At 44.3% G+C, this 22,386-nt stretch carries 2 protein-coding genes; both read left to right on the top strand.

Going from position 1 to position 22,386, the window contains the following annotated elements:
- Window positions 1-320 precede the first annotated feature (320 nt).
- Window positions 321-7,094 carry a non-ribosomal peptide synthetase gene (locus FJR06_RS01700; RefSeq protein WP_168650497.1) on the top strand — a complete coding sequence of 2,258 codons (6,774 nt, stop codon included), beginning with the start codon at window positions 321-323 and terminating at the stop codon, window positions 7,092-7,094.
- Window positions 7,081-22,269 carry a non-ribosomal peptide synthetase gene (locus FJR06_RS01705; RefSeq protein ID WP_168650499.1) on the top strand — a complete coding sequence of 5,063 codons (15,189 nt, stop codon included), beginning with the start codon at window positions 7,081-7,083 and terminating at the stop codon, window positions 22,267-22,269. Before FJR06_RS01700 ends, FJR06_RS01705 begins: the two co-directional genes overlap by 14 nt.
- Window positions 22,270-22,386: the final 117 nt, after the last annotated feature.

Below are 22,386 nucleotides of genomic sequence, written 5' to 3' on the forward strand. Positions count from 1 at the left end.
CAGGTAAGACTTATGCTTATCTATCTAACGGTGCATCTTTATATCCCACATTCCGCACCCTAACTGTCACATTGGTAAGGTGCATCAGACCGCAAAAATCTAGCAAATAAACAGATTGTTGATATCTGATGCACCCTACAATAGATTTTGGTGTGACACTTGCGTAAGTTCTAAGAGTGAGTCATAAATTGAACAAAATATATTTATAACTTACGCATTGACAAATGAGGGAAAATTCTTATACGGTAATCAGTTGTTGAACTCATACGTAAGCATTTTAAATAACTAAAATAGACAAAATAGTTAAAAAACTCGCTATTATGGCTAATCATCAAAATAAATTTAATTGCTTTATTATTGGCGAGGGAACTTTACCGATTCAATGTGCTGAAATACTGATCAATCAAGGTCACGTAATTTACGGCATTATCTCCGCAGATGCATCGATAATTAACTGGGCTGAGGGGAAAAACATACCTTATATTAAGCCAACAGATCATCTCGGAGAATTTTTAAGCCAGCAGCCTTTTGATTACCTGTTCAGTATTGTCAATAGGTATGTTTTACCCCAGGAAATTCTAGAGTTACCACGCCAATTTGCGATCAACTATCATGATGCCCCCCTACCAAGATATGCAGGAGTCAATGTCACTTCCTGGGCGTTGATGAATCAGGAGAAGACTCATGGGGTGACGTGGCATATAATGGCCGCTATGGTTGATGCGGGCGATATCCTGAAGCAGGTAATTATCGATATTGCTGATGACGAGACAGCTTTGACTCTGAATGGGAAATGCTATGAATCTGCTATTAATGCATTTGCTCAACTAGTTGATGAGCTATCCTCTGGTACATTTGTAGCAACCAAAGTAAACCTGAATCAGCGCACCTATTTTTCCCGCTTCAAAAGGCTGAGGGCAGGCGGAATCATCTCATGGAAGCGTTGTGCTTATGAGTTAGATGCCCTGATTAGGGCTTTAGATTTTGGTTCTTATCCCAATCCATTAGGTCGGCCTAAATTGGCTATAGACAGCAATTTGTTTATAGTCTCTAAGCTTGAGGTTCAGGGTAACTTGTCCAACTACCCTCCGGGAACGATCACAAACATTGAACCTACTTATATCACAGTTTCTACAGCAAGTTATGATATTGCACTACGTCAGGTACTGGCTATTAATGGTCAAGCACTATCAATTTCATATCTGGTGGAGAAATTTGGCTTGCAAGTCGGGTATCAGTTTTGTGATCTTGAGCCTAATCAGGTCAAGCAGATTGAGAAGTTTGATCAGTCAATTGTTAAGCATGAAGCTTTTTGGGTAGAAAGGCTAGGAATCTTAGAGTCCATCACTATTCCTGAGGCAAAGCAGACAGCATCATTACACCTGAAAGAACCACAGTATGCCAGTGCCAGGATGTTTGTACCCGATGAGGCAATTACCTTATGGTTACAACGCCATCCCCAATGGCACCGAAGTGATTTTCTCGCAGCTGCTTTTATTACTTATCTGGCTCGAATTGGTGGCAGCGGATGTTTTGATATCGGATTTAAAGATATTGAATTACAACGACAGTTGGTCGGACTCGAAAGCTTGTTTGCGTCAGTTGTTCCTTATCGGGTAAATATAGATTACGAGCAAAGTTTTGCGGCTTTAAAAAAACAGTTCGAATTTACCCAACTTCCCCTAACTTATGTCCGGGATGTGGTGACTAGGTATCCATCTCTTCGTTCGTTGTCCGATCGGGGTAGTGAGCAGTTTTTCCCAGTGGTTGTAGAGCGTGTGGAAAAACTAGAGGACTACCAAAGTCCGTTGGGAAGTGATCTAACTTTCATAATTTCCTCAGATGGGAAGAAATGTTGTTGGTTCTACAACACCGATATATTGAATAATGACAGTATTGCCAGAATGCAAGAGCAGTTTACTGTTTTTCTGCAAGGTATTCTCACCGAACCTGACCAGTGTATTGCTTACCTACCTTTGTTATCTGAGCAGCAGCGGCGGGAAATTTTGCTGGAGTGGAATGATACTCAGGTTGATGATCCCCAGGATAAATGTATCCATCAGTTATTTGAGTCGCAGGTAGAACGGACTCCAGATGCAGTGGCGGTGGTGTTTGAAAATCAACAACTTACATATCATGAATTAAATTGTCGAGCTAATCAGTTGGCGCATTACTTGCAGTCTTTGGGTGTGGGAACAGATGTGCTGGTGGGTATTTGTGTAGAGCGTTCTTTAGAAATGGTGGTGGGATTACTGGGTATTCTCAAGGCGGGTGGGGCTTACGTGCCGCTTGACCCTGAGTATCCAACTGAGCGTTTGACTTTTATGTTGGCAGATGCTCAAGTTTCAGTCTTATTAACCCAACAGCATTTAGTCGAGAAATTACCTGAAAACCAAGAGCCTGTCGTCTGCTTAGATACCGACTGGCTGGTGATCTGTGAATCTAGTCAGGAGAGTCCAATCACTGAGGTACAACCTGGTAACTTAGCTTATGTGATTTATACCTCCGGTTCTACTGGCACACCCAAGGGGGTAATGCTCTCTCACAGTAACCTTTGCAACCATATGTCCTGGATGCAAGCAACATTCCCCCTGACGGAAAAAGACAAAGTATTGCAAAAAACTCCCTTTGGCTTTGATGCGTCAGTTTGGGAATTCTACGCTCCATTATTAGCCGGTGGACAGTTGTTAATAGCTAAACCAGGAGGTCATACTGATAGTGCTTATCTGTTAAGGTTAATTGCCCAACAGCAGGTAACGATTGTTCAACTTGTCCCATCTTTGTTACAAATGCTTTTAGAGCAGGGAGGAATCGAAACTTGTCACTCCCTCAAACACGTCTTCTGTGGAGGTGAAGTCTTACCAGTTGCTCTACTTGAAGGCTTGTTAAGCAAGCTAGATGTGAACTTACACAATCTTTACGGACCGACGGAAACTTGTATCGATGCAACTTTCTGCAATTGTCAGCGAGAGATATATGCACAAATTGTCCCCATTGGTCGCCCAATTTCCAATACCCAAATTTATATCCTTGACCAAAATTTACAAGCATTACCCGTTGGTGTACCAGGCGAATTGCATATAAGTGGAGCCGGATTAGCCAGAGGCTACCTCAATCGCCCCGAATTGACACAAGAGAAATTTATCGCCAATCCCTTTAGCACCTACCCTGGTTCCCGTCTCTACAAAACCGGGGACTTAGCCCGTTATTTGCCCAATGGCAATATAGAATACCTGGGACGCATTGATAATCAAGTAAAAATCCGTGGTTTCCGGATCGAATTAGCAGAAATTGAAGCGGTACTGAACCAAAGAGATGATGTACAGGTAGCTTGTGTGATCGCCCGTGAAGACGACCCTGGGAATAAACGGCTAGTAGGCTACATTGTGCCGTCTTCCCAGATGACTTGTACTGTTAGTGAATTACCGCAATTCCTCAAGACAAAACTGCCAGATTACATGGTTCCCAATATCTTTGTGATGCTGGATTCCCTCCCCTTAACCCCTAACGGTAAGATAAACCGTGGCGCTTTACCTGTTCCCGATTTACAGGGTCAAGGGACGGACAAATACGTAGCTCCACGCACCCCCACCGAAGAAATCCTGTCACTAATTTGGGCACAAGTCCTCAAACTAGAGCAAGTAGGTATTCATGATAACTTCTTTACCTTTGGCGGACACTCCCTACTAGCAACCCAATTGGTTTCCCGTATCCGCACTAGCTTCAAAGTAGAACTACCGTTGCGTAGTTTATTTGCTGCACCGACAGTTGCTCAATTGTCGCCACATATTCAACGGTTGCAGCAACAAGAGTTAGAACTGACTTCCCCACCCATTTTACCAAGGGACGAGAATGCAGAATTACCCTTGTCTTATGCCCAACAGCGGTTGTGGTTTTTAGACCAATTACAACCGAACAGTTCCTTATATAATATCCCCATAGCTTTGCGTCTAGTCGGAACTCTCAATCAAGCAGCCTTAGCACAAAGCTTAGAAGAAATTATTCATCGTCACGAAGCATTACGCACCAATTTCATTACAGTTGATGGTACACCAAGGCAAGTCATTCAAACAGCAACAAATTGGACAGTATCAGTTGTTAACTTCAGGCATTTATCCACCAGCGCACAAGAAATAGCTGCACAGCAATTGGCACAAAAACAAGCTATTCAATCCTTTGACTTGGCAAGTGAAGTATTAATCAGAGTAACATTAGTAGTGCTTTCTGAGACAGAACACCTGTTGAATGTGTGTATGCACCACATTGTCTCTGATGGCTGGTCAATGGGTGTGTTTGTCGCAGAACTGGCAGCATTATACAATGCTTATTCAATAGGTCTACCTTCTCTGCCAGACGCTACGCGAATACCTTTAACTCCACTGCCGATTCAGTACGCAGATTTTGCAATTTGGCAAAGAAACTGGTTAGTCGGAGATGTACTGCAAAGCCAACTGAATTACTGGCAACAACAACTAAAAGATGCCCCAGCCCTGTTAGTGCTGCCCACAGACCGACCCAGACCTGCTGTGCAAACCTTCGTAGGCGCATATCAAGATTTTGCTCTTTCTGTGGAATTAACTCAAGGGTTAATGCAACTGAGTCAGCAACAAGATTGTACTCTGTTTATGACGCTGTTGGCAGCGTTTGATACCCTACTTTATCGCTACACAGGAACAGAAGACATTTTGGTAGGGACTCCAATTGCTAACCGCGATCGCAGTGAAATAGAAGGGTTAATTGGCTTTTTTGTCAATACTTTAGTGATGCGGAGTAATTTATCGGAAAATCCCAGTTTTGCGGAATTACTCACTCGTGTTCGGTCTATGGCTTTATCCGCTTATGCTCATCAGAATTTGCCATTGGAAATGCTGGTGGAAGCATTGCAGCCAGAACGCGACCTTAGTCATACACCCCTATTTCAGGTGATGTTTGCCCTCCAGAATCCTTACCTGTCAGAAGTAGAGTTGAGTGGGTTAAGTATTAGTTCATTGCCAATAGAAGGTGCAACGGCAAAGTTTGATCTTACCTTAGCAATGGAGAACACAGGTAATGGATTGATTGGGGTGTGGGAGTACAATACTGACTTGTTTGATGCCAGCACTATTGAGCGCATGACTGGTCATTTTCTGACACTACTTTCGTCAATTGTGGCTAATCCTCTGGAACAGATTTCCCAATTACCTTTGTTAACAGAACCAGAGAAACAGCAGTTATTAATTGAGTGGAATCATACTCAGGTAGATTATCCTGTTGATCAGTGTATTCATCAGTTATTTGAGCAGCAAGTCCGGCGGACACCGGATGCAGTGGCGGTGGTATTTGAAGAGCAACAACTTACATATCATGAATTAAATTGTCGAGCTAATCAGTTGGCGCATTACTTGCAGTCTTTGGGTGTGGGAGCCGATGTGCTGGTGGGTATTTGTGTGGAGCGCTCTTGGGAGATGATTGTGGGATTACTGGGTATTCTCAAGGCGGGTGGGGCTTATGTGCCCCTTGACCCTGAGTATCCACCTGAACGGTTGAGTTTCATCCTCACAGACACTCAGGTGAAAGTGCTACTGACCCAACAGCAATTAGTCAACAAGCTACCAGCCCATACTGCACAGCTTGTCTGCTTAGATACCGACTTAGAAAAAATTACCCAAAACAGCAACTCCAACCCTGTAAATACTGCCACATCGCCTAATCTGGCATACGTCATCTACACTTCAGGTTCTACAGGTCAGCCTAAAGGTGTTTTAGTCAACCACCATCATGTAACTCGTCTGTTTGCCGCCACAAACTCTTGGTATAAATTTAATTCTCAAGATGTGTGGACAATGTTCCACTCCTATGCCTTCGACTTCTCTGTTTGGGAAATTTGGGGTGCATTGCTTTATGGTGGACGACTGGTAGTAGTGCCGTATTTATTGACGCGATCGCCTGAATCGTTCTATAAATTATTATCTCAAGAGCAGGTCACAATTCTCAATCAAACGCCTTCAGCTTTCCGCCAGTTAATTCAAGCAGAACAGTCAATCGGAATGAGCAATTTGAACCTCCGTCTCGTAATTTTTGGTGGAGAAGCTCTGGAACTCGAGAGTTTGCAACCCTGGTTTGAGCGCCACGGCGACCAGAAACCGCAGTTAGTGAATATGTACGGGATTACGGAAACTACTGTACACGTAACCTATCGTCCATTGAGCCTTGACGATTTAAATCGCACAGCTAGTGTTATTGGTCGCCCGATTCCCGACTTACAAGTGTATGTGCTAGACCAGCATTTACAACCAGTACCGATTGGAGTTCCAGGGGAGATGTACGTTGGTGGTGAGGGGGTGACTCGTGGCTATCTTCATCGTGACGAACTCACAGGACAACGGTTTATCTCCAACCCCTTCCAAAGAAGTAAGGGAGGAGAACGCCTTTATAGAACAGGAGACTTAGCCCGTTATTTGCCCAATGGCGAGTTAGAGTATTTAGGGCGAATTGACCAGCAAGTAAAGATTCGCGGCTTCCGCATTGAGTTGGGCGAAATTGAAGGATTACTGGCACAACATCCAGCCGTTTGGGAAAGTGTGGTGGTAGTCAGGGAGGATGAACCGAGCAACAAACGTCTGGTAGCTTACGTAGTACCGCAAGTGGCACAAGCTCCCACAACAGCAGAACTGCGTAGCTTCCTCAAGAAAAAGTTACCAGATTACATGATACCAAATGCAATAGTCATCTTGGAGTCTTTACCCCTCACGTCCAATGGCAAAATAGACCGTCGCTCCCTACCGGTTCCAGAATCACGCGCAGGAATAGAAGAGAGTTTAGTAGCACCCCGCACTCCCGTTGAAGAAAAATTGGCACAAATTTGGGCAAAAGTCCTGAGAGTAGAGCAAGTGGGGATTCATGACAACTTCTTTGAACTTGGCGGACACTCGCTACTAGCAACCCAATTGGTTTCACGCATCCGCACTAGCTTCAAAGTAGAACTACCGTTGCGTAGTTTATTTGCGGCACCGACAGTTGCCGAATTAGCACCATTGATTCAGCAGTTACAGCAACAAAACATAGAAATAAAAGTACCACCCATCTTACCAAGGAAAAAGAATGCAAAATCATAATGAAGAATTACCACTATCTTATGCTCAACAGCGTTTGTGGTTTTTAGACCAGTTACAGCCGAACAGTCCCTTATACAACATACCTTTAGCTTTGCGTCTAGTAGGAACTCTCAATCGAGCAGCCTTGGCACAAAGCTTAAAAGAAATTATTGATCGTCACGAAGCCTTACGCACCAATTTCATGACAATTGATGGACAACCAGCACAAATCATTCAAACAGAAATAAATTGGACAGTATCAGTTGTTGACTTGCAGCATTTATCTACACTTGTACTGAGCGAAGTCGAAGTAACCGAACAAGAAAGTGCTTCACAGCAATTGGCACAAAAACAAGCAATTCAACCCTTTGATTTAGCAAGTGAATCGTTAGTCAGAGCGACATTAGTCGTACTATCCGAGACAGAACACTTACTATTAGTGTGTATGCACCACATTGTCAGTGATGGCTGGTCTATGGGTGTGTTTGCTCATGAACTAGCGGCACTGTATAATGCTTATACTCAAGGTCAGCGAACACCGTTAGAGCCATTACCAATTCAATACGCAGATTTTGCAATTTGGCAAAGAGAGTTGTTGCAAGGGGATTTGCTGCAAAGCCAATTGAGTTACTGGCAACAACAACTAAAAGAGGCACCAGCGTTATTATCCCTACCCACAGACAGACCCAGACCTGCTGTGCAAACCTTCGTTGGCGCACATCAAAAGTTTGCACTTTCAGTTGAGTTAACTCAAAAGTTGACAAAACTGAGTCAGGAGCAGGAAGTAACACTATTCATGACATTGTTGGCAGCATTTGATACCCTACTTTACCGCTACACAGGACAATCAGACATTGTGGTAGGGGCTCCTATAGCCAACCGCAATTACGGTGAAATAGAAGCATTAATTGGCTTTTTTGTCAATACATTGGTGATGCGTACCAACTTGGAAGGGAATCCTCGATTTAGTGAATTACTGACTCGTGTTCGGTTAATGGCAATGGATGCATACTCTCATCAGGATTTACCTTTTGAAATGCTAGTTGAGGCATTGCAGCTAGAACGGGATCTCAGCTATACACCGCTGTTTCAGGTAGTGTTTGGCCTTCAGAATGCTCCTAACTCTCAAGTAGAGTTGACTGGATTAACTGTTAGTCCATTGGTAGTAGAAAGTGTAACTGCCAAGTGTGATCTTACCTTAGCAATGGAGAACACAGGTACTGGACTAATTGGTGTGTGGGAGTATAACACTGACTTGTTTGATACAGGCACTATTGAGCGGATGACTGGTCATTTTGTCACCTTACTTGAGGGAATTGTGGCGAATCCCCTTGAGCGAATTTCCCAATTACCTCTGCTGACAGAAGTTGAGCAGCAGCAGTTATTGGTAGAGTGGAATGATACACAAGTAGACTATCCCCAAGATAAGTGTATCCATCAGTTATTTGAGGAGCAGTGTTTGAGGACACCCGATGCTGTGGCGGTGGTGTTTGAGAATCAACAACTTACATATCACGAGTTGAATTGTCGCGCTAACCAGTTGGCACATTACTTGCGCTCTCATGGAGTGGGAGCAGATGTATTGGTGGGTATTTGTGTAGAGCGATCGCTAGAGATGATCGTGGGACTATTAGCCATTTTCAAGGCGGGCGGTGCTTATGTGCCACTTGACCCAGAGTATCCACAAAAGCGGATTCAGTTCATGCTAAAAGATTCTGGGACATCGGTGTTACTCACCCAAAGTTTCCTCCTAGACCAATTACCTATAGCTGAACAGCAAAATCCCTACCAAGTAATTTGTTTAGATCAGGAAAGTTTTAGTTCGGAGTTAACCGATAATCCCAATCCTCAAAGTACACCTAATAATTTAGCTTACGTCATCTACACCTCTGGTTCGACAGGACGACCTAAAGGTGTAATGATTGAACATCAGGCACTGGTAAATTTAAGCTTGGCTTGGTGCAAAACTTTTCAAGTTCAATCCCAAAGCCGTTTGCTTCAGTTTGGGTCTTTTAGCTTTGATCTATCTGTGGCTGAAATTGCTACTACCTTCGTCAGTGGTGCTTGCTTGTATCTTCCAAACATTGAAACCTTGTTACCAAGTCAAGTCTTGGTTGACTTTTTAGCTGATCACAAGATTTCCCATAGTTTTTTATCTCCTTCGGCGTTGTCTGTCTTACCTCAAGCGACCTTACCCGATTTGCAATATCTAAGCGTTGGTGGTGAAGCTTCCTCAGCAGAATTAGTAGAACGGTGGGGAACGGGACGGCGTTTTTTCAACGCCTACGGACCTACGGAGTCTACGGTTGCAGCGACGATAGCAATTTGTCAACCCAATGGAAGAAAACCGCCCATCGGTCGTCCAATCGCCAACGCGCAAATCTACATTTTAGACGAATATCTGCAACTAGTTCCCGTTGGTGTACCAGGAGAATTGCACATCGGTGGTGCGGGGTTAGCACGAGGCTACCTCAACCGACCTGAATTGACACAAGAGAAATTTATCCCCAATCCCTTTGACAATTCAAAATTTAAAATACCCTACAGAAACGCCAAAGACGTACAAAATTCAAAATTATATAAAACTGGGGACTTAGCCCGTTATCTACCAGATGGCAACATTGAATACCTGGGACGCATCGACAATCAGGTAAAAATTCGTGGCTTCCGCATTGAATTGGGAGAAATTGAAGCAGTACTAAGTCAACTAGGCGATGTCCAAGCATCTTGCGTCATTGTTCGCGAAGATATAACCGGGGATAAACGCCTAGTTGCTTACATCGTGCCACAAAAAGAGGTGACACCGACAGTTACTGAACTGCGACAATTCCTAAAAGCCAAGCTACCAGAATATATGGTACCTAATGCTTTCGTCATTTTAGAATCTCTGCCACTAACTCCCAATGGTAAAATCGACCACCGCGCTTTACCCACACCAGATTTACACAGCGAACTCAAACACAAATATGTAGCCCCGCGCACTCCAGTTGAGGAAATACTGGCACAAATTTGGGCGCAAGTGCTGAAAGTAGAGCAAGTGGGGATAGAAGATAACTTCTTTACCTCCGGAGGACACTCACTCCTAGCAACACAACTGGTTTCACACATCCGCAACATTTTCCAAGTGGAACTACCATTGCGGGAGTTATTTGCTGCACCGACAATAGCCGAATTGATGCCATTGATTCAGCATTTACAACAACAAGACTTAGAACTAACTTCCCCACCCATCTTACCAAGGGCAGAGAATGCAGAATTACTATTATCATTTGCTCAAAATCGGCTGTGGTTTTTAGACCAGTTCGAGCCGAACAGTGCCTTATACAACATACCCATAGCTTTACGTCTAGTCGGAACTCTCAATCAAGCAGCCTTAGAACAAAGCTTACAAGAAATTATTCATCGCCACGAAGCCTTACGCACCAATTTAATTACAGTTGATGGACAACCAAGACAAATCATTCAAACAGCAACAAATTGGACACTAGCAGTTGTTGACTTGAAGCATTTATCGACAACTGCACAAGAAATAGCTGCACAGCAATTAGTACAACAACAAGCTCTGCAACCCTTTGACCTAGAAAAACAGGCATTAGTGAGAGCGACATTAGTAGTGCTGTCTGTGACAGAGCATCTATTTTTAGTGTGTATGCACCATATTGTCTCTGATGGCTGGTCTATGGGGGTGTTTGTCCAAGAACTAGCGACCCTGTACAATGCTTATTCAATAGGTCAACCTGCCAATCTCGCACCACTGCCGATTCAGTACGCAGATTTCGCCTTATGGCAGAGACAGTGGTTAGCCGGGGATGTATTACAAAACCAATTGAATTATTGGCAACAACAACTAAAAGATGCACCAGCCCTATTATCACTCCCCACAGACCGACCCAGACCTGCGGTGCAAACCTTCGCCGGCGCATATCATGAGTTTGCACTCTCTGTTGAGTTAACTCAAAAACTGACAAAACTGAGTCAGGAACAAGGGGTGACGTTGTTCCTGATGTTGTTGGCAGCCTTTGATACCCTACTTTATCGCTACACAGAACAATCAGATATTTTAGTGGGGACACCAATTGCTAACCGCAATCGCAGTGAAATAGAAGGGTTAATTGGCTTTTTTGTCAATACTTTAGTTTTACGGACTGATTTATCAGGTAATCCCAGTTTTGCGGAATTACTCACTCGTGTTCGGTTGATGGCGATGGATGCTTATGCTCATCAGGATTTACCCTTTGAAATGTTGGTGGAAGTATTGCAGCCAGAACGAGACCTCAGCCATGCACCACTGTTTCAGGTAGATTTTCTCCTCCAAAATGATCCCCTATCGACCGTAGAGTTGACTGGGTTAACTGTCAGTCCATTGCCAATAGAAAGCGCAACGGCAAAATTTGATCTTACATTAGGAATGCAGAACACAGGTAATGGACTAGTGGGAGTGTGGGAGTACAACACCGACTTGTTTGACCATAGCACCATCGAGCGCATGAAGGGTCATTTTGTCACAATGCTGGAAGCAATTGTAGCGAATCCCCAAGAGCGAATTGACCAATTGCCAATGCTAACAGCAGTTGAGCAACAGCAGTTATTTGTAGAATGGAACGATACTCAAGCCGATTATCCCGAAGATAAATGTATTCATCAGTTGTTTGAAGAGCAGGTTAAGTTTAGCCCAGATGCAGTAGCAGTAATATTTGAAAATCAACAATTAACTTATGGTGAGTTGAACACCCAAGCCAATCAATTAGCACACCACCTACAATCTTTAGGTGTCAGACCAGAGGTTTTGGTGGGGATTTATTTAGAGCGATCGCTATCCATCATCGTCACATTGTTAGCCGTCCTCAAAGCCGGTGGCGGTTATGTCCCCCTCGACCCTGATTATCCCCAGCAGCGTTTAGCTGACATATCTGAGGATTCACAATTTTCTGTGCTGATCACACAGCAAAAATTGCTCAATTCTCTACCAGTACAAGGAGTAAAAGTCATTGTCTTAGATACAGAATCTGAGATGCTGACGAATCAAAGTCTAGCAAATCCGGTCAGTGAGGTCAAACCAGAAAACTTAACTTGTCTATTGTACACTTCTGGGTCTACCGGCAAACCCAAAGGCGTGATGCTGACTCATGCTGCTTTAGTTAACCATAGCAGTGCAATTAGTGAAGTATTTGCCCTAACTAGCGCAGATCGTGTGTTGCAATTTGCGTCCTTCAGCTTTGATGTAGCGGCGGAAGAAATCTTCCCCACTTGGTACAAAGGCGCAACGGTGGTATTAAGACCCACACAAATGTTCCCTGACTTTGCCAGTTTTGCCCAATTTATTGCCCAAGAAAGTCTCAGCGTCTTAAATATTACTCCAGCCTATTGGCATGAATGGGCAGTAGCTGTATCTCAAGACAATGCAACTGTACCGCCAAGTCTGAGGTTAGTGGCGGTGGGTGGGGATGCAGTTCTCCTGGAAACAGTGACAATATGGCGACAAGTAGTAGGCGATCGCGTCAATTGTCTAAATGTCTACGGTCCAACCGAAGCATCTGTAACAGCCATAGTCCATGACCTACTCCATCCTCAATCAGAAACAGCCAACTCAGTGCTGATTGGTCGTCCCATTGCCAATACACAAGCCTACATCCTTGACCGTCATCTGCAACCCGTACCAGTGGGAGTCAAAGGTGAACTGCACCTGTGTGGTGTTCGTTTAGCAAGAGGTTATCTCAACCGCCCAGAACTGACGGAGGAAAAATTTATTCCCAACCCCTTCAGTGGCAGCAGAGGGGCAGAAATTCTAGCTAATTCCCAGTCCCCAGTCCCCAGTTCCCGACTTTATAAAACCGGGGACTTAGCCCGCTATTTGCCAGATGGTAACATTGAGTGCTTTGGACGCATCGACAATCAAGTAAAAATTCGGGGATTCCGCATCGAGTTGGGAGAAATTGAAGCGGTACTAAACCAATATATTGATGTGCAAACATCTTGTGTGATCATCCGCGAAGATACCCCAGGGGATAAATATTTAGTTGCCTACGTAGTACCATATCCCGAAAAAATACCCACAATTAGCGAACTGCGTCAATTCCTCTCTAGGAATCTGCCTCTTTACATGGTGCCCCAGGCTTTCGTATTTCTGGACTTTCTCCCACTAACACCAAACCGCAAAGTAGACCGTCGCGCCCTACCAGCACCAGATTTATCCAGCAACAGAACAGACAAATATGTTCCCCCACGCACCCCCACCGAAGAAATGCTGGCACAGATTTGGGCGCAAGTGTTGAAAGTGGAGCAAGTCGGCATTCATGATAACTTCTTTGAACTTGGGGGACACTCCCTACTGGCAACGCAATTGGTATCCCGCATCCGTTCCCACTTCCAAGTAGAACTACCATTGCGAAGCCTGTTTGCAGCAGCAACAGTTGCCCAATTAGCTGATCTGATTGGGCAGTCACAGCGACAAAACTTAGAAATAACAGTACCACCAATTTTACCAAGGGCAGAGAATGCAGAATTATCATTGTCTTATGCCCAACAACGGTTATGGTTTTTAGACCAGTTACAGCCCAACAGTTCCTTATACAACATACCCTTAGCTTTGCGTCTAGCAGGATTTCTCGAAGTTGCAGCCCTAGAACAAAGCTTAGAAGAAATTATTTATCGCCATGAAGCGTTACGCACCAACTTCATCACCATTGATGGAAAACCCACTCAAATCATTCAAACAGTCAGGAATTGGCAACTATCAGTAATTGAATTGCAACATCTGCCAAGATTGGAGCAAGAAACATCTGCACAGGAATTGGCAATTACACAGGCTATTCAACCCTTTGACTTGGCCAGCGGTTCCCTACTGAGAGCAACATTAGTCGTACTGTCCGAGACAGAACACATATTGTTAATTTGTATGCACCACATTGTCAGTGATGAATGGTCTATGGGGGTGTTTATTCAGGAACTGGCAACATCTTATAATGCTTATGCTCAAGGTCAGTCTGCCAATACCGCACCACTACCGATTCAGTACGCCGATTTTGCAATTTGGCAAAGACAGTGGTTAGTCGGGGAGGTACTACAAAGCCAATTGAGTTACTGGAAACAACAACTAAAAGATGCACCAGCTTTATTGTCCCTTCCCACCGACAGGCCCAGACCTGCTGTGCAAAAATTCCTGGGCGCGTATCAAGAGTTTGCACTTTCTCTGGAATTAACTCAAGGCTTAATGCAACTGAGTCAGCAACAAGGGGTAACTTTGTTCATGACGCTGTTGGCAGGGTTTGATACATTACTTTACCGCTATACCGGACAATCAGATATTTTGGTGGGGACACCAATTGCTAACCGCAATCACAGCGAAATAGAAGGGTTAATTGGCTTTTTTGTGAATACTTTAGTGATGCGGACTGATTTATCGGCAGATCCTAGTTTCTCATCATTACTGGGGCGTGTTCGGGAAATGGCGCTGTCCGCCTACGCTCATCAGGATTTGCCGTTTGAAATGCTGGTGGAAGCATTACAGCCCCAAAGAAACCTCAGCCATACACCCCTGTTCCAGGTGGCATTTGTGTTCCAGAATGCGCCTAACTCTCAAGTAGAACTGACTGGGTTAACTGTTAGTCCACTGGTTGTAGAAAGCACAACTGCCAAGTTTGATCTTACCTTAGCAATGGAGAACACAGGGACTGGACTGGTGGGAGTGTGGGAATATAACACTGATTTGTTTGATAGCAGCACCATCGAGCGGATGGCGAGTCATTTTGTGACACTACTTGAGGGAATTGTAGCGAATCCCTTTGAGCGAATTTCCCAATTACCTCTGTTGACAGCAGTTGAGCAGCAGCAGTTATTAATTGAGTGGAATGATACACAAGTAGACTATCCCCAAGATAAGTGTATCCATCAGTTATTTGAGGAGCAGTGTTTGAGGACACCCGATGCTGTGGCTGTGGTGTTTGAGAATCAACAACTTACATATCACGAGTTGAATTGTCGAGCTAATCAGTTAGCGCATTACTTGCAGTCTTTGGGTGTGGGTGCGGATGTACTGGTAGGGTTGTGTGTAGAGCGATCGCTAGAAATGATCGTGGGACTACTTGCAATTCTCAAAGCCGGGGGCGCTTATGTTCCCCTTGATCCAGATTATCCAACTGAGCGTTTGAACTTTATTAAAGAAGATGCTCAAGTTTCAGTCTTATTGACTCAACAGCATCTAGTTGAGAAATTACAACAGCATCAGGCGCATATCGTCTGCTTAGATAGCGATGGAGAAAAAATTGCTCAACACAGCAACTCAAATCCTCTCAATATCTCCACACCAAGTAACCTAGCTTATGTCATCTACACTTCAGGTTCTACAGGTAAGCCCAAAGGCGTTTTAGTCAACCACTCTCATGTAGTGCGTCTGTTTGCAGCTACAGACTCTTGGTATAACTTTAACTCTGAAGATGTGTGGACAATGTTCCACTCTTATGCATTTGATTTCTCTGTCTGGGAAGTTTGGGGTGCATTGCTATATGGTGGACGACTGGTAGTAGTGGGATATTTAGTAACGCGATCGCCCAAATCCTTCTATGAATTACTATGTCAAGAGAAAGTTACAATTCTCAATCAAACACCATCAGCTTTCCGTCAGTTGATTCCAGCAGAACAGTCAATTGCAACTGTTGGAGATTTGAACTTGCGCCTGGTAATTTTCGGAGGAGAGACTTTAGAACTCAATAGTTTGCAGCCTTGGTTTGACCGACACGGCGACCAGTCGCCCCAGTTAGTGAATATGTACGGGATTACAGAAACCACTGTACATGTAACTTATCGTCCATTGAGCAAAGCCGATTTGCATGGTAAAGCAAGTGTAATTGGTCGTCCGATTGGGGACTTACAGGTGTATGTGCTGGATGAACATTTACAGCCAGTGCCGATTGGGGTTGCGGGTGAGATGTACGTTGGTGGTGCTGGGGTGACTCGTGGCTATCTCAATCGCGCCGAACTGACAGCACAACGGTTTATCTCTAATCCCTTTAATGGCAACTCCGAGCAGCTACTATATAAATCCGGTGACTTAGCTCGTTATCTGCCGAATGGCGAATTGGAGTATTTAGGGCGAATTGACAATCAAGTAAAAATTCGTGGCTTCCGCATTGAGTTGGGCGAAATTGAAGCTGCGCTGTCCCAGCTAAGAGAAGTACGGGAAGTAGTGGTCGTAGCACGGTCAGACCAACCGGATAACAAACGCCTGGTAGCTTATGTTGTACCGCAACAGAAAAACCTCGAATCATCAAAGAAACCAGAAAAATTATCAACAGACAAAGTAGAGCTATGGCCATCTATAGCTGAATACTATGTCTATGACGACTTGCTGTATTACGCTATGACCAATGACCATCGACGTAACGATAGTTATAAAGTCGCTATTAATCAATTGGTCAAAGATAAAATAGTCGTTGAAATTGGCACAGGTAAAGATGCAATCTTATCCAGATTTTGTGTCCAAGGGGGTGCCAATAAAATTTATGCAATTGAAAGAAATGAGGAAACCTGCCGCCAAGCAAGAGCTTGTATTGAAAAGTTAGGTTTAGCAGACAAAATCACAGTCATTCATGGAGATGCAACTTTAGTTGATATCCCAGAACTCGCTGATGTCTGCGTTTCCGAAATCGTGGGAGCAATTGGTGGCTCTGAAGGAGCAGCAGTAATTATTAATAACGCGAGAAGATTTCTCAAGCCTGATGGTTTGATGATTCCTGAAAGAAGCATTACTAAGATGGCGGCTGTCACTCTCCCAGATGAAATATTACACAATCCTAAATTTGCTGAAATTCCGGCATATTACACCAAAAAAATCTTTGAGGAAGTCGGATATCCATTTGACTTAAGGGTATGTATTAAGAAATTTTCCCAAGCAAATGTTCTATCCACTGTGGATGTTTTGGAAGACTTGAACTTCAATGAATATATTAGCCCAGAATTTTCCCATGAAGTTCAATTGGAAATTCACAAAAATGGGCGAATGAATGGATTTTTGGTATGGCTGAATTTGCATACTATTGCCGGAGAAGAAATAGATATTCTCGAACATGAATATTGCTGGCTTCCTGTTTATTTACCATTATTTGAACCGGGGATTGAGGTTGAGTACGGTGATGTCATTCAAGCAGTTTGTTCCAGGACACTTTGCGAAAATAATCTCAACCCAGATTATGCAATTAAAGGTCGTCTGCTGAAAAAGAATGGAGAAAATATTAACTTTGAATATGTCTCCTATCACTATAAAAATAATTTCCGGCAAACACGTTTCTATCAACGATTATTTGCTGATTATGGCAATGTAAAAAATAATTACCCCGATAATTTAGCTCGATATTTGAGAGCTAATCTTAAGAAACTCTTGCCCGACTACATGATACCCTCCAGCTTTGTGGTGCTAGAGAACTTGCCCTTAACACCAAACGGCAAGATAGACCACCTTGCCCTGCCAAAACCAGAGCTAACTGTTCTAAGTGAAGCTGATTATGTCATGCCAAATACAGAAGCAGAAAAAATCATTGCTGCTATTTGGCAAAAAATACTACAAATAGAAAAGGTGGGTCTTGAGGATAATTTCTTTGAACTTGGAGGACATTCTCTACTAGCAACTCAGGTAATCTCTCGCTTGCAGGAAGCTTTTGGAATTTCGTTGCCGTTACGCTATATCTTTGAATCACCGACAGTTGCCCAGTTAAGTGAGGTGATATTAAGTCAGCTAGAAACTGGTTCAGGTTTGACGGTGCCAGCCATCGCACCTGTTGACCGAGACAGAGACATACCTCTATCGTGGGCGCAGGAACGCCTGTGGTTTGTAAATCAGTTGGAAGGTGAAAGTAGTGCTTACACAATAGATTTCACCATGCGGCTGGTGGGGAATCTCAATGTCAAAGCTTTAGAGCAAGCTTTTGCGGCGATCGGGCAACGTCATGAACCGCTGCGGACTCAGTTTAAGATTAAGGATAATAAGCCGGTGCAGGCGATCGCACCCAGTATGACCATCACCCTACCAGTGGTGGATTTACAAAATCTCCAAGACCCCACCAAACAAGTAGAGGAACTGGCGACAGCAGAAGCCTGTAAACCCTTCGATTTGGCTAATGGTTCAGTGCTGCGAGTCAAGCTTTGGCAAGTTGCGCCCGACGAGTATGTATTGCTACTAGCGATTCACCATATTGCAGCTGATGGTTGGTCAATGGGCATTTTGATCGATGAACTCTCAGCCTATTACCGCAGCTTTTCAACGGGTAGTTCTGTTGAATTACCAGAATTATCCATACAGTATGCCGACTTCGCTGTCTGGCAGCGTCAGTGGCTGACAAATCAAGTATTAGAGTGTCAATTAAGCTACTGGAAGCAACAGTTAACAGGTGCGCCACCTCTATTAGAATTACCCACAGACCGCCCCCGCCCAGCTATACAAACTTTCCGAGGCGGTACAGAGCAACTGCAACTAGATAGCCAGCTAACCCAGCAGCTGAAAAAGCTCTCTCAAAAGTCTGGAAGCACTCTGTTTATGACACTGTTGGCGGGTTTTGTAGTGTTACTGTCTCGTTACAGTGGACAAACAGATTTGGTGGTTGGCTCACCGATCGCTAATCGCAATCGCCAAGAAATCGAACCATTAATTGGCTTTTTTGTCAATACATTGGCGCTAAGATTCGATCTTTCCCCAGAACCGAGCTTTGAAGCCTTACTAGCGCAGGTGCGAAAAGTTACTCAAAACGCCTACGAGCATCAGGATTTACCCTTTGAAATGTTAGTGGAAGAGTTGCAACTGGAGCGGAACTTGGATCGCAATCCCTTGACGCAGGTGGTATTTGCCCTCCAGAATGCGCCAACTGCGCCTTGGGATTTTCCTGGTGTCAGGGTCCAGGATATGCCTTCAGGACTGGACTCGGTTCGAGTTGACCTAGAACTTTACTTGTGGGACGTACCAGAAGGTCTGGGAGGCTTTTGCTCGTATAACAGGGATTTGTTTGATGGGACAACTATTGCCCGGATGATGCAAAATTTTGTAACTTTATTAGGGGCAATTGTTGACAATTCCCAACAATCGGTGGCTTTACTACCCTTGCTAACAGAGGGCGATCGCCATCAACTATTAAAGGAATGGAATGATACCCAAACCGATGATCCCTACCACAAGTGTATTCATCAATTAGTAGAAGAAAAGGCAGAACAGACTCCCGATGCAATCGCAGTAGTCTGTGGAAATCAACAACTGACCTATGCACAGTTGAACAATCGCGCTAATCAGTTAGCTCATTACCTGCGGTCTTTGGGGCTAGAAACCGAGCAGTTGGTGGGGATTTGTGTAGAGCGATCGCCCTTAATGCTCGTGGGAATTTTAGGAATTCTCAAAGCAGGCGGTGCTTACGTGCCGCTTGACCCTGAGTATCCCCAAGAACGTCTGAGCTTGATGTTAGAGGACAGTCAAGTTTCGTTACTGCTGACCCAATGGACACTCATTGAAAAATTACCCCAACATCCAGCCAAACCTGTATTTTTAGATGAAATTTGGCAACAAATTGCCCAAAACAGCCAAGAAAATCTCACGGGAATCGTCACTGCTGCTAACTTAGCCAATGTAATTTATACTTCTGGGTCTACAGGTAAACCGAAAGGGGTAATGGTTGAGCATCAAGGATTGTGCAACCTAGCTCAAGCTCAGATTCAGGCTTTTGGTTTGCATTCTGATAGTCGAATTCTCCAGTTTGCTTCCTTGAGTTTTGATGCTTGTATATCAGAAATTTTGATGTCCTTGGGATCGGGAGGGACACTTTATCTAGGAAGCAAAGATTCTCTAATGCCCGGTACGCCCTTAATTGAGCGATTACGAGATTATGCCATTACCCATATCACCCTACCACCATCGGCATTAGCTGTTCTGCATAAAGTCGAACTGACTACCCTGCAAACCATAATTGTCGCGGGAGAAGCCTGTGCGGTTGAACTTATCAAACAATGGTCAGCGGGGCGCAATTTCTTTAATGCTTATGGACCGACAGAAGGAAGCGTCTGTGCAACTCTGGCAAAATGCACCCCTTTCGACCCAAAAGTTACCATTGGTCGTCCCATTGCCAACGTCCAAGTTTACATTTTAGACTCCCAGTTACAGCCTGTACCGATTGGTGTACCAGGAGAATTACATATTGCTGGCGTTGGGGTAGCCAGAGGCTATCTCAACCGACCAGAATTAACCCAAGAGAAATTTATCTCCAATCCCTTTGGCCCATCAAAATTGTATAAAACCGGGGATTTAGGTCGTTATTTAGCGGATGGGACGATTGAATACCTGGGACGCATCGACAATCAAGTGAAGATTCGGGGTTTTCGCATAGAACTGGGTGAAATTGAAGCAGTTGCAAGCCAACACCCCTTAGTACAGGAAAGTGTCGTCATAGCAAGAGAAGACATCCCTGGTGATAAACGTCTGGTGGCTTATTTAGTTCCGGCTCTCCAGGGTCAAGTTTTACCAGAACAGTTGGCGCAATGGCAAGGCGAGTATGTTAGTGATTGGCAAAAACTCTATGAACAATCCTATAGCCAACAGCAAACCCCAACAGATGACCCCACCTTCAATATTAGTGGTTGGAACAGTAGTTATACTGGCAAAGCCATTCCCGATTCAGAAATGCGGGAGTGGGTTGAGAGTACGGTGAGCCGAATTTTGCTAGGGAAACCGCAGCGAGTGTTAGAAATTGGTTGCGGTAGTGGGTTATTGCTATTTCGCGTTGCTCCCCATTGTCAAGAATATTGGGGAGCGGATTATTCCTCAGCAACTATTCGCAATCTGGAGCGATTATGTGGGGAGATCCAGGGTCTAGAAAATGTCCGCCTGCTACACAAAACAGCAGATAACTTTGAAGGTATCCCCCAAGGAGCCTTTGATACGGTGGTTGTGAACTCAGTAGTACAGTATTTTCCCAGTGTGGACTATCTGTTACAGGTTTTAGAAGGGGCAATGACAGCGATCGCCTCTCAAGGTAAGATATTCGTGGGGGATGTCCGTAGTTTACCCTTGCTCTTGCCATACCATGCCGCCGTACAGTTAGCCCGCGCCGAGTCTGACAAAACCGTTGAACAATGGCAACAGCAGGTACATCAGACTGTGGCTGCCGAAGAAGAACTACTCATTGATCCCAGATTTTTCATTGCTCTACAACAACGTTTTCCCCAGATTACTTGGGTAGAGATTCAACCTAAGCGCGGTCATGCTCAAAATGAGTTAACCCAATTCCGCTATGATGTCACTCTGCATCTAAGTACTAATGTGGAGAAAAGGGCAGTTCCTTGGTTAAATTGGCAACTTGACCAACTTTCGTGGACACAATTACAAGATCAGCTCAAGTTGGTTCAGCCAGAATGGTTAGGAATCAGAGATGTACCTAATCAACGGCTACAACAGGCGCGGCAGGTTTTAGGCTGGTGGGAAAATCCTCCTGCCGCCTCTACGGTGGGAGAACTGCGACAACGGTTAGCCGCACAGCCAATGGTGGGGATCAATCCTGAGCAAATTTGGCAGATAGGAGAGGAGTTAGGCTACACAGTCCACCTCAGTTGGTGGGAAAGTAGTCAGGATGGTTGTTTTGATGTGGTATTGAGCCGTAACAGTTCAACGCCAGTTTCTGATATACAATCATACCCAAGTTTTTGGGAGCATGAGACAATTACAACTAAACCCTGGACTGACTATACGAACAATCCCCTCTATGGTAAGTTAGTCCAGAAGCTTGTGCCGCAAGTGCGGGAATTTATCCAACAAAAGCTACCCAATTACATGATTCCTCAAGCTTTTGTCCTGCTAAATGCTTTACCCTTAACTCCCAATGGTAAAGTAGATCGTCGCGCATTACCTACACCTGATACAGCTTCCAGAAATCTGGGAACGGGTTTTGTCTCACCTCGCACTCCTATTGAAGCTCAAATGGCACAAATCTGGAGTGAAGTTTTGGGATTGGAACGCATTGGGGTTAAGGATAATTTCTTTGAACTAGGCGGACATTCTCTATTAGCCACTCAGGTGATCTCTCGTTCCCGCGATATTTTCTCGGTGGAATTGTCCTTACAAAATTTGCTGGAGTATCCAACTATCGTCAATTTAGCCCAAATGATTGAGGTACTTGGGGTTAGTCAAATATCTATTACCGAAACCCCAGAAGATTACGAAGAGGGAGAATTATAGAAAAATTTCCCCGCTTTCAAAGTAGGTAGCTCATCACTTTGTTGCGAAAATCAAAGCCCAAAAAGCTGATAATTTCGTAGGGTGGGCACTCAGGGGGAACGGTAGAGGGCAATACGG

The sequence above is a fragment of the Dolichospermum sp. UHCC 0352 genome (assembly GCF_009711925.1).
In the GTDB taxonomy this organism is placed as follows: Bacteria; Cyanobacteriota; Cyanobacteriia; order Cyanobacteriales; family Nostocaceae; genus Dolichospermum; species Dolichospermum lemmermannii.

Excerpts from the sequence above, each read along its gene's own strand:
- FJR06_RS01705 (WP_168650499.1), top strand. The coding sequence starts at position 7,081 with ATGCAAAATCATAATGAAGAATTACCACTATCTTATGCTCAACAGCGT.
- FJR06_RS01700 (WP_168650497.1), top strand. The coding sequence starts at position 321 with ATGGCTAATCATCAAAATAAATTTAATTGCTTTATTATTGGCGAGGGA.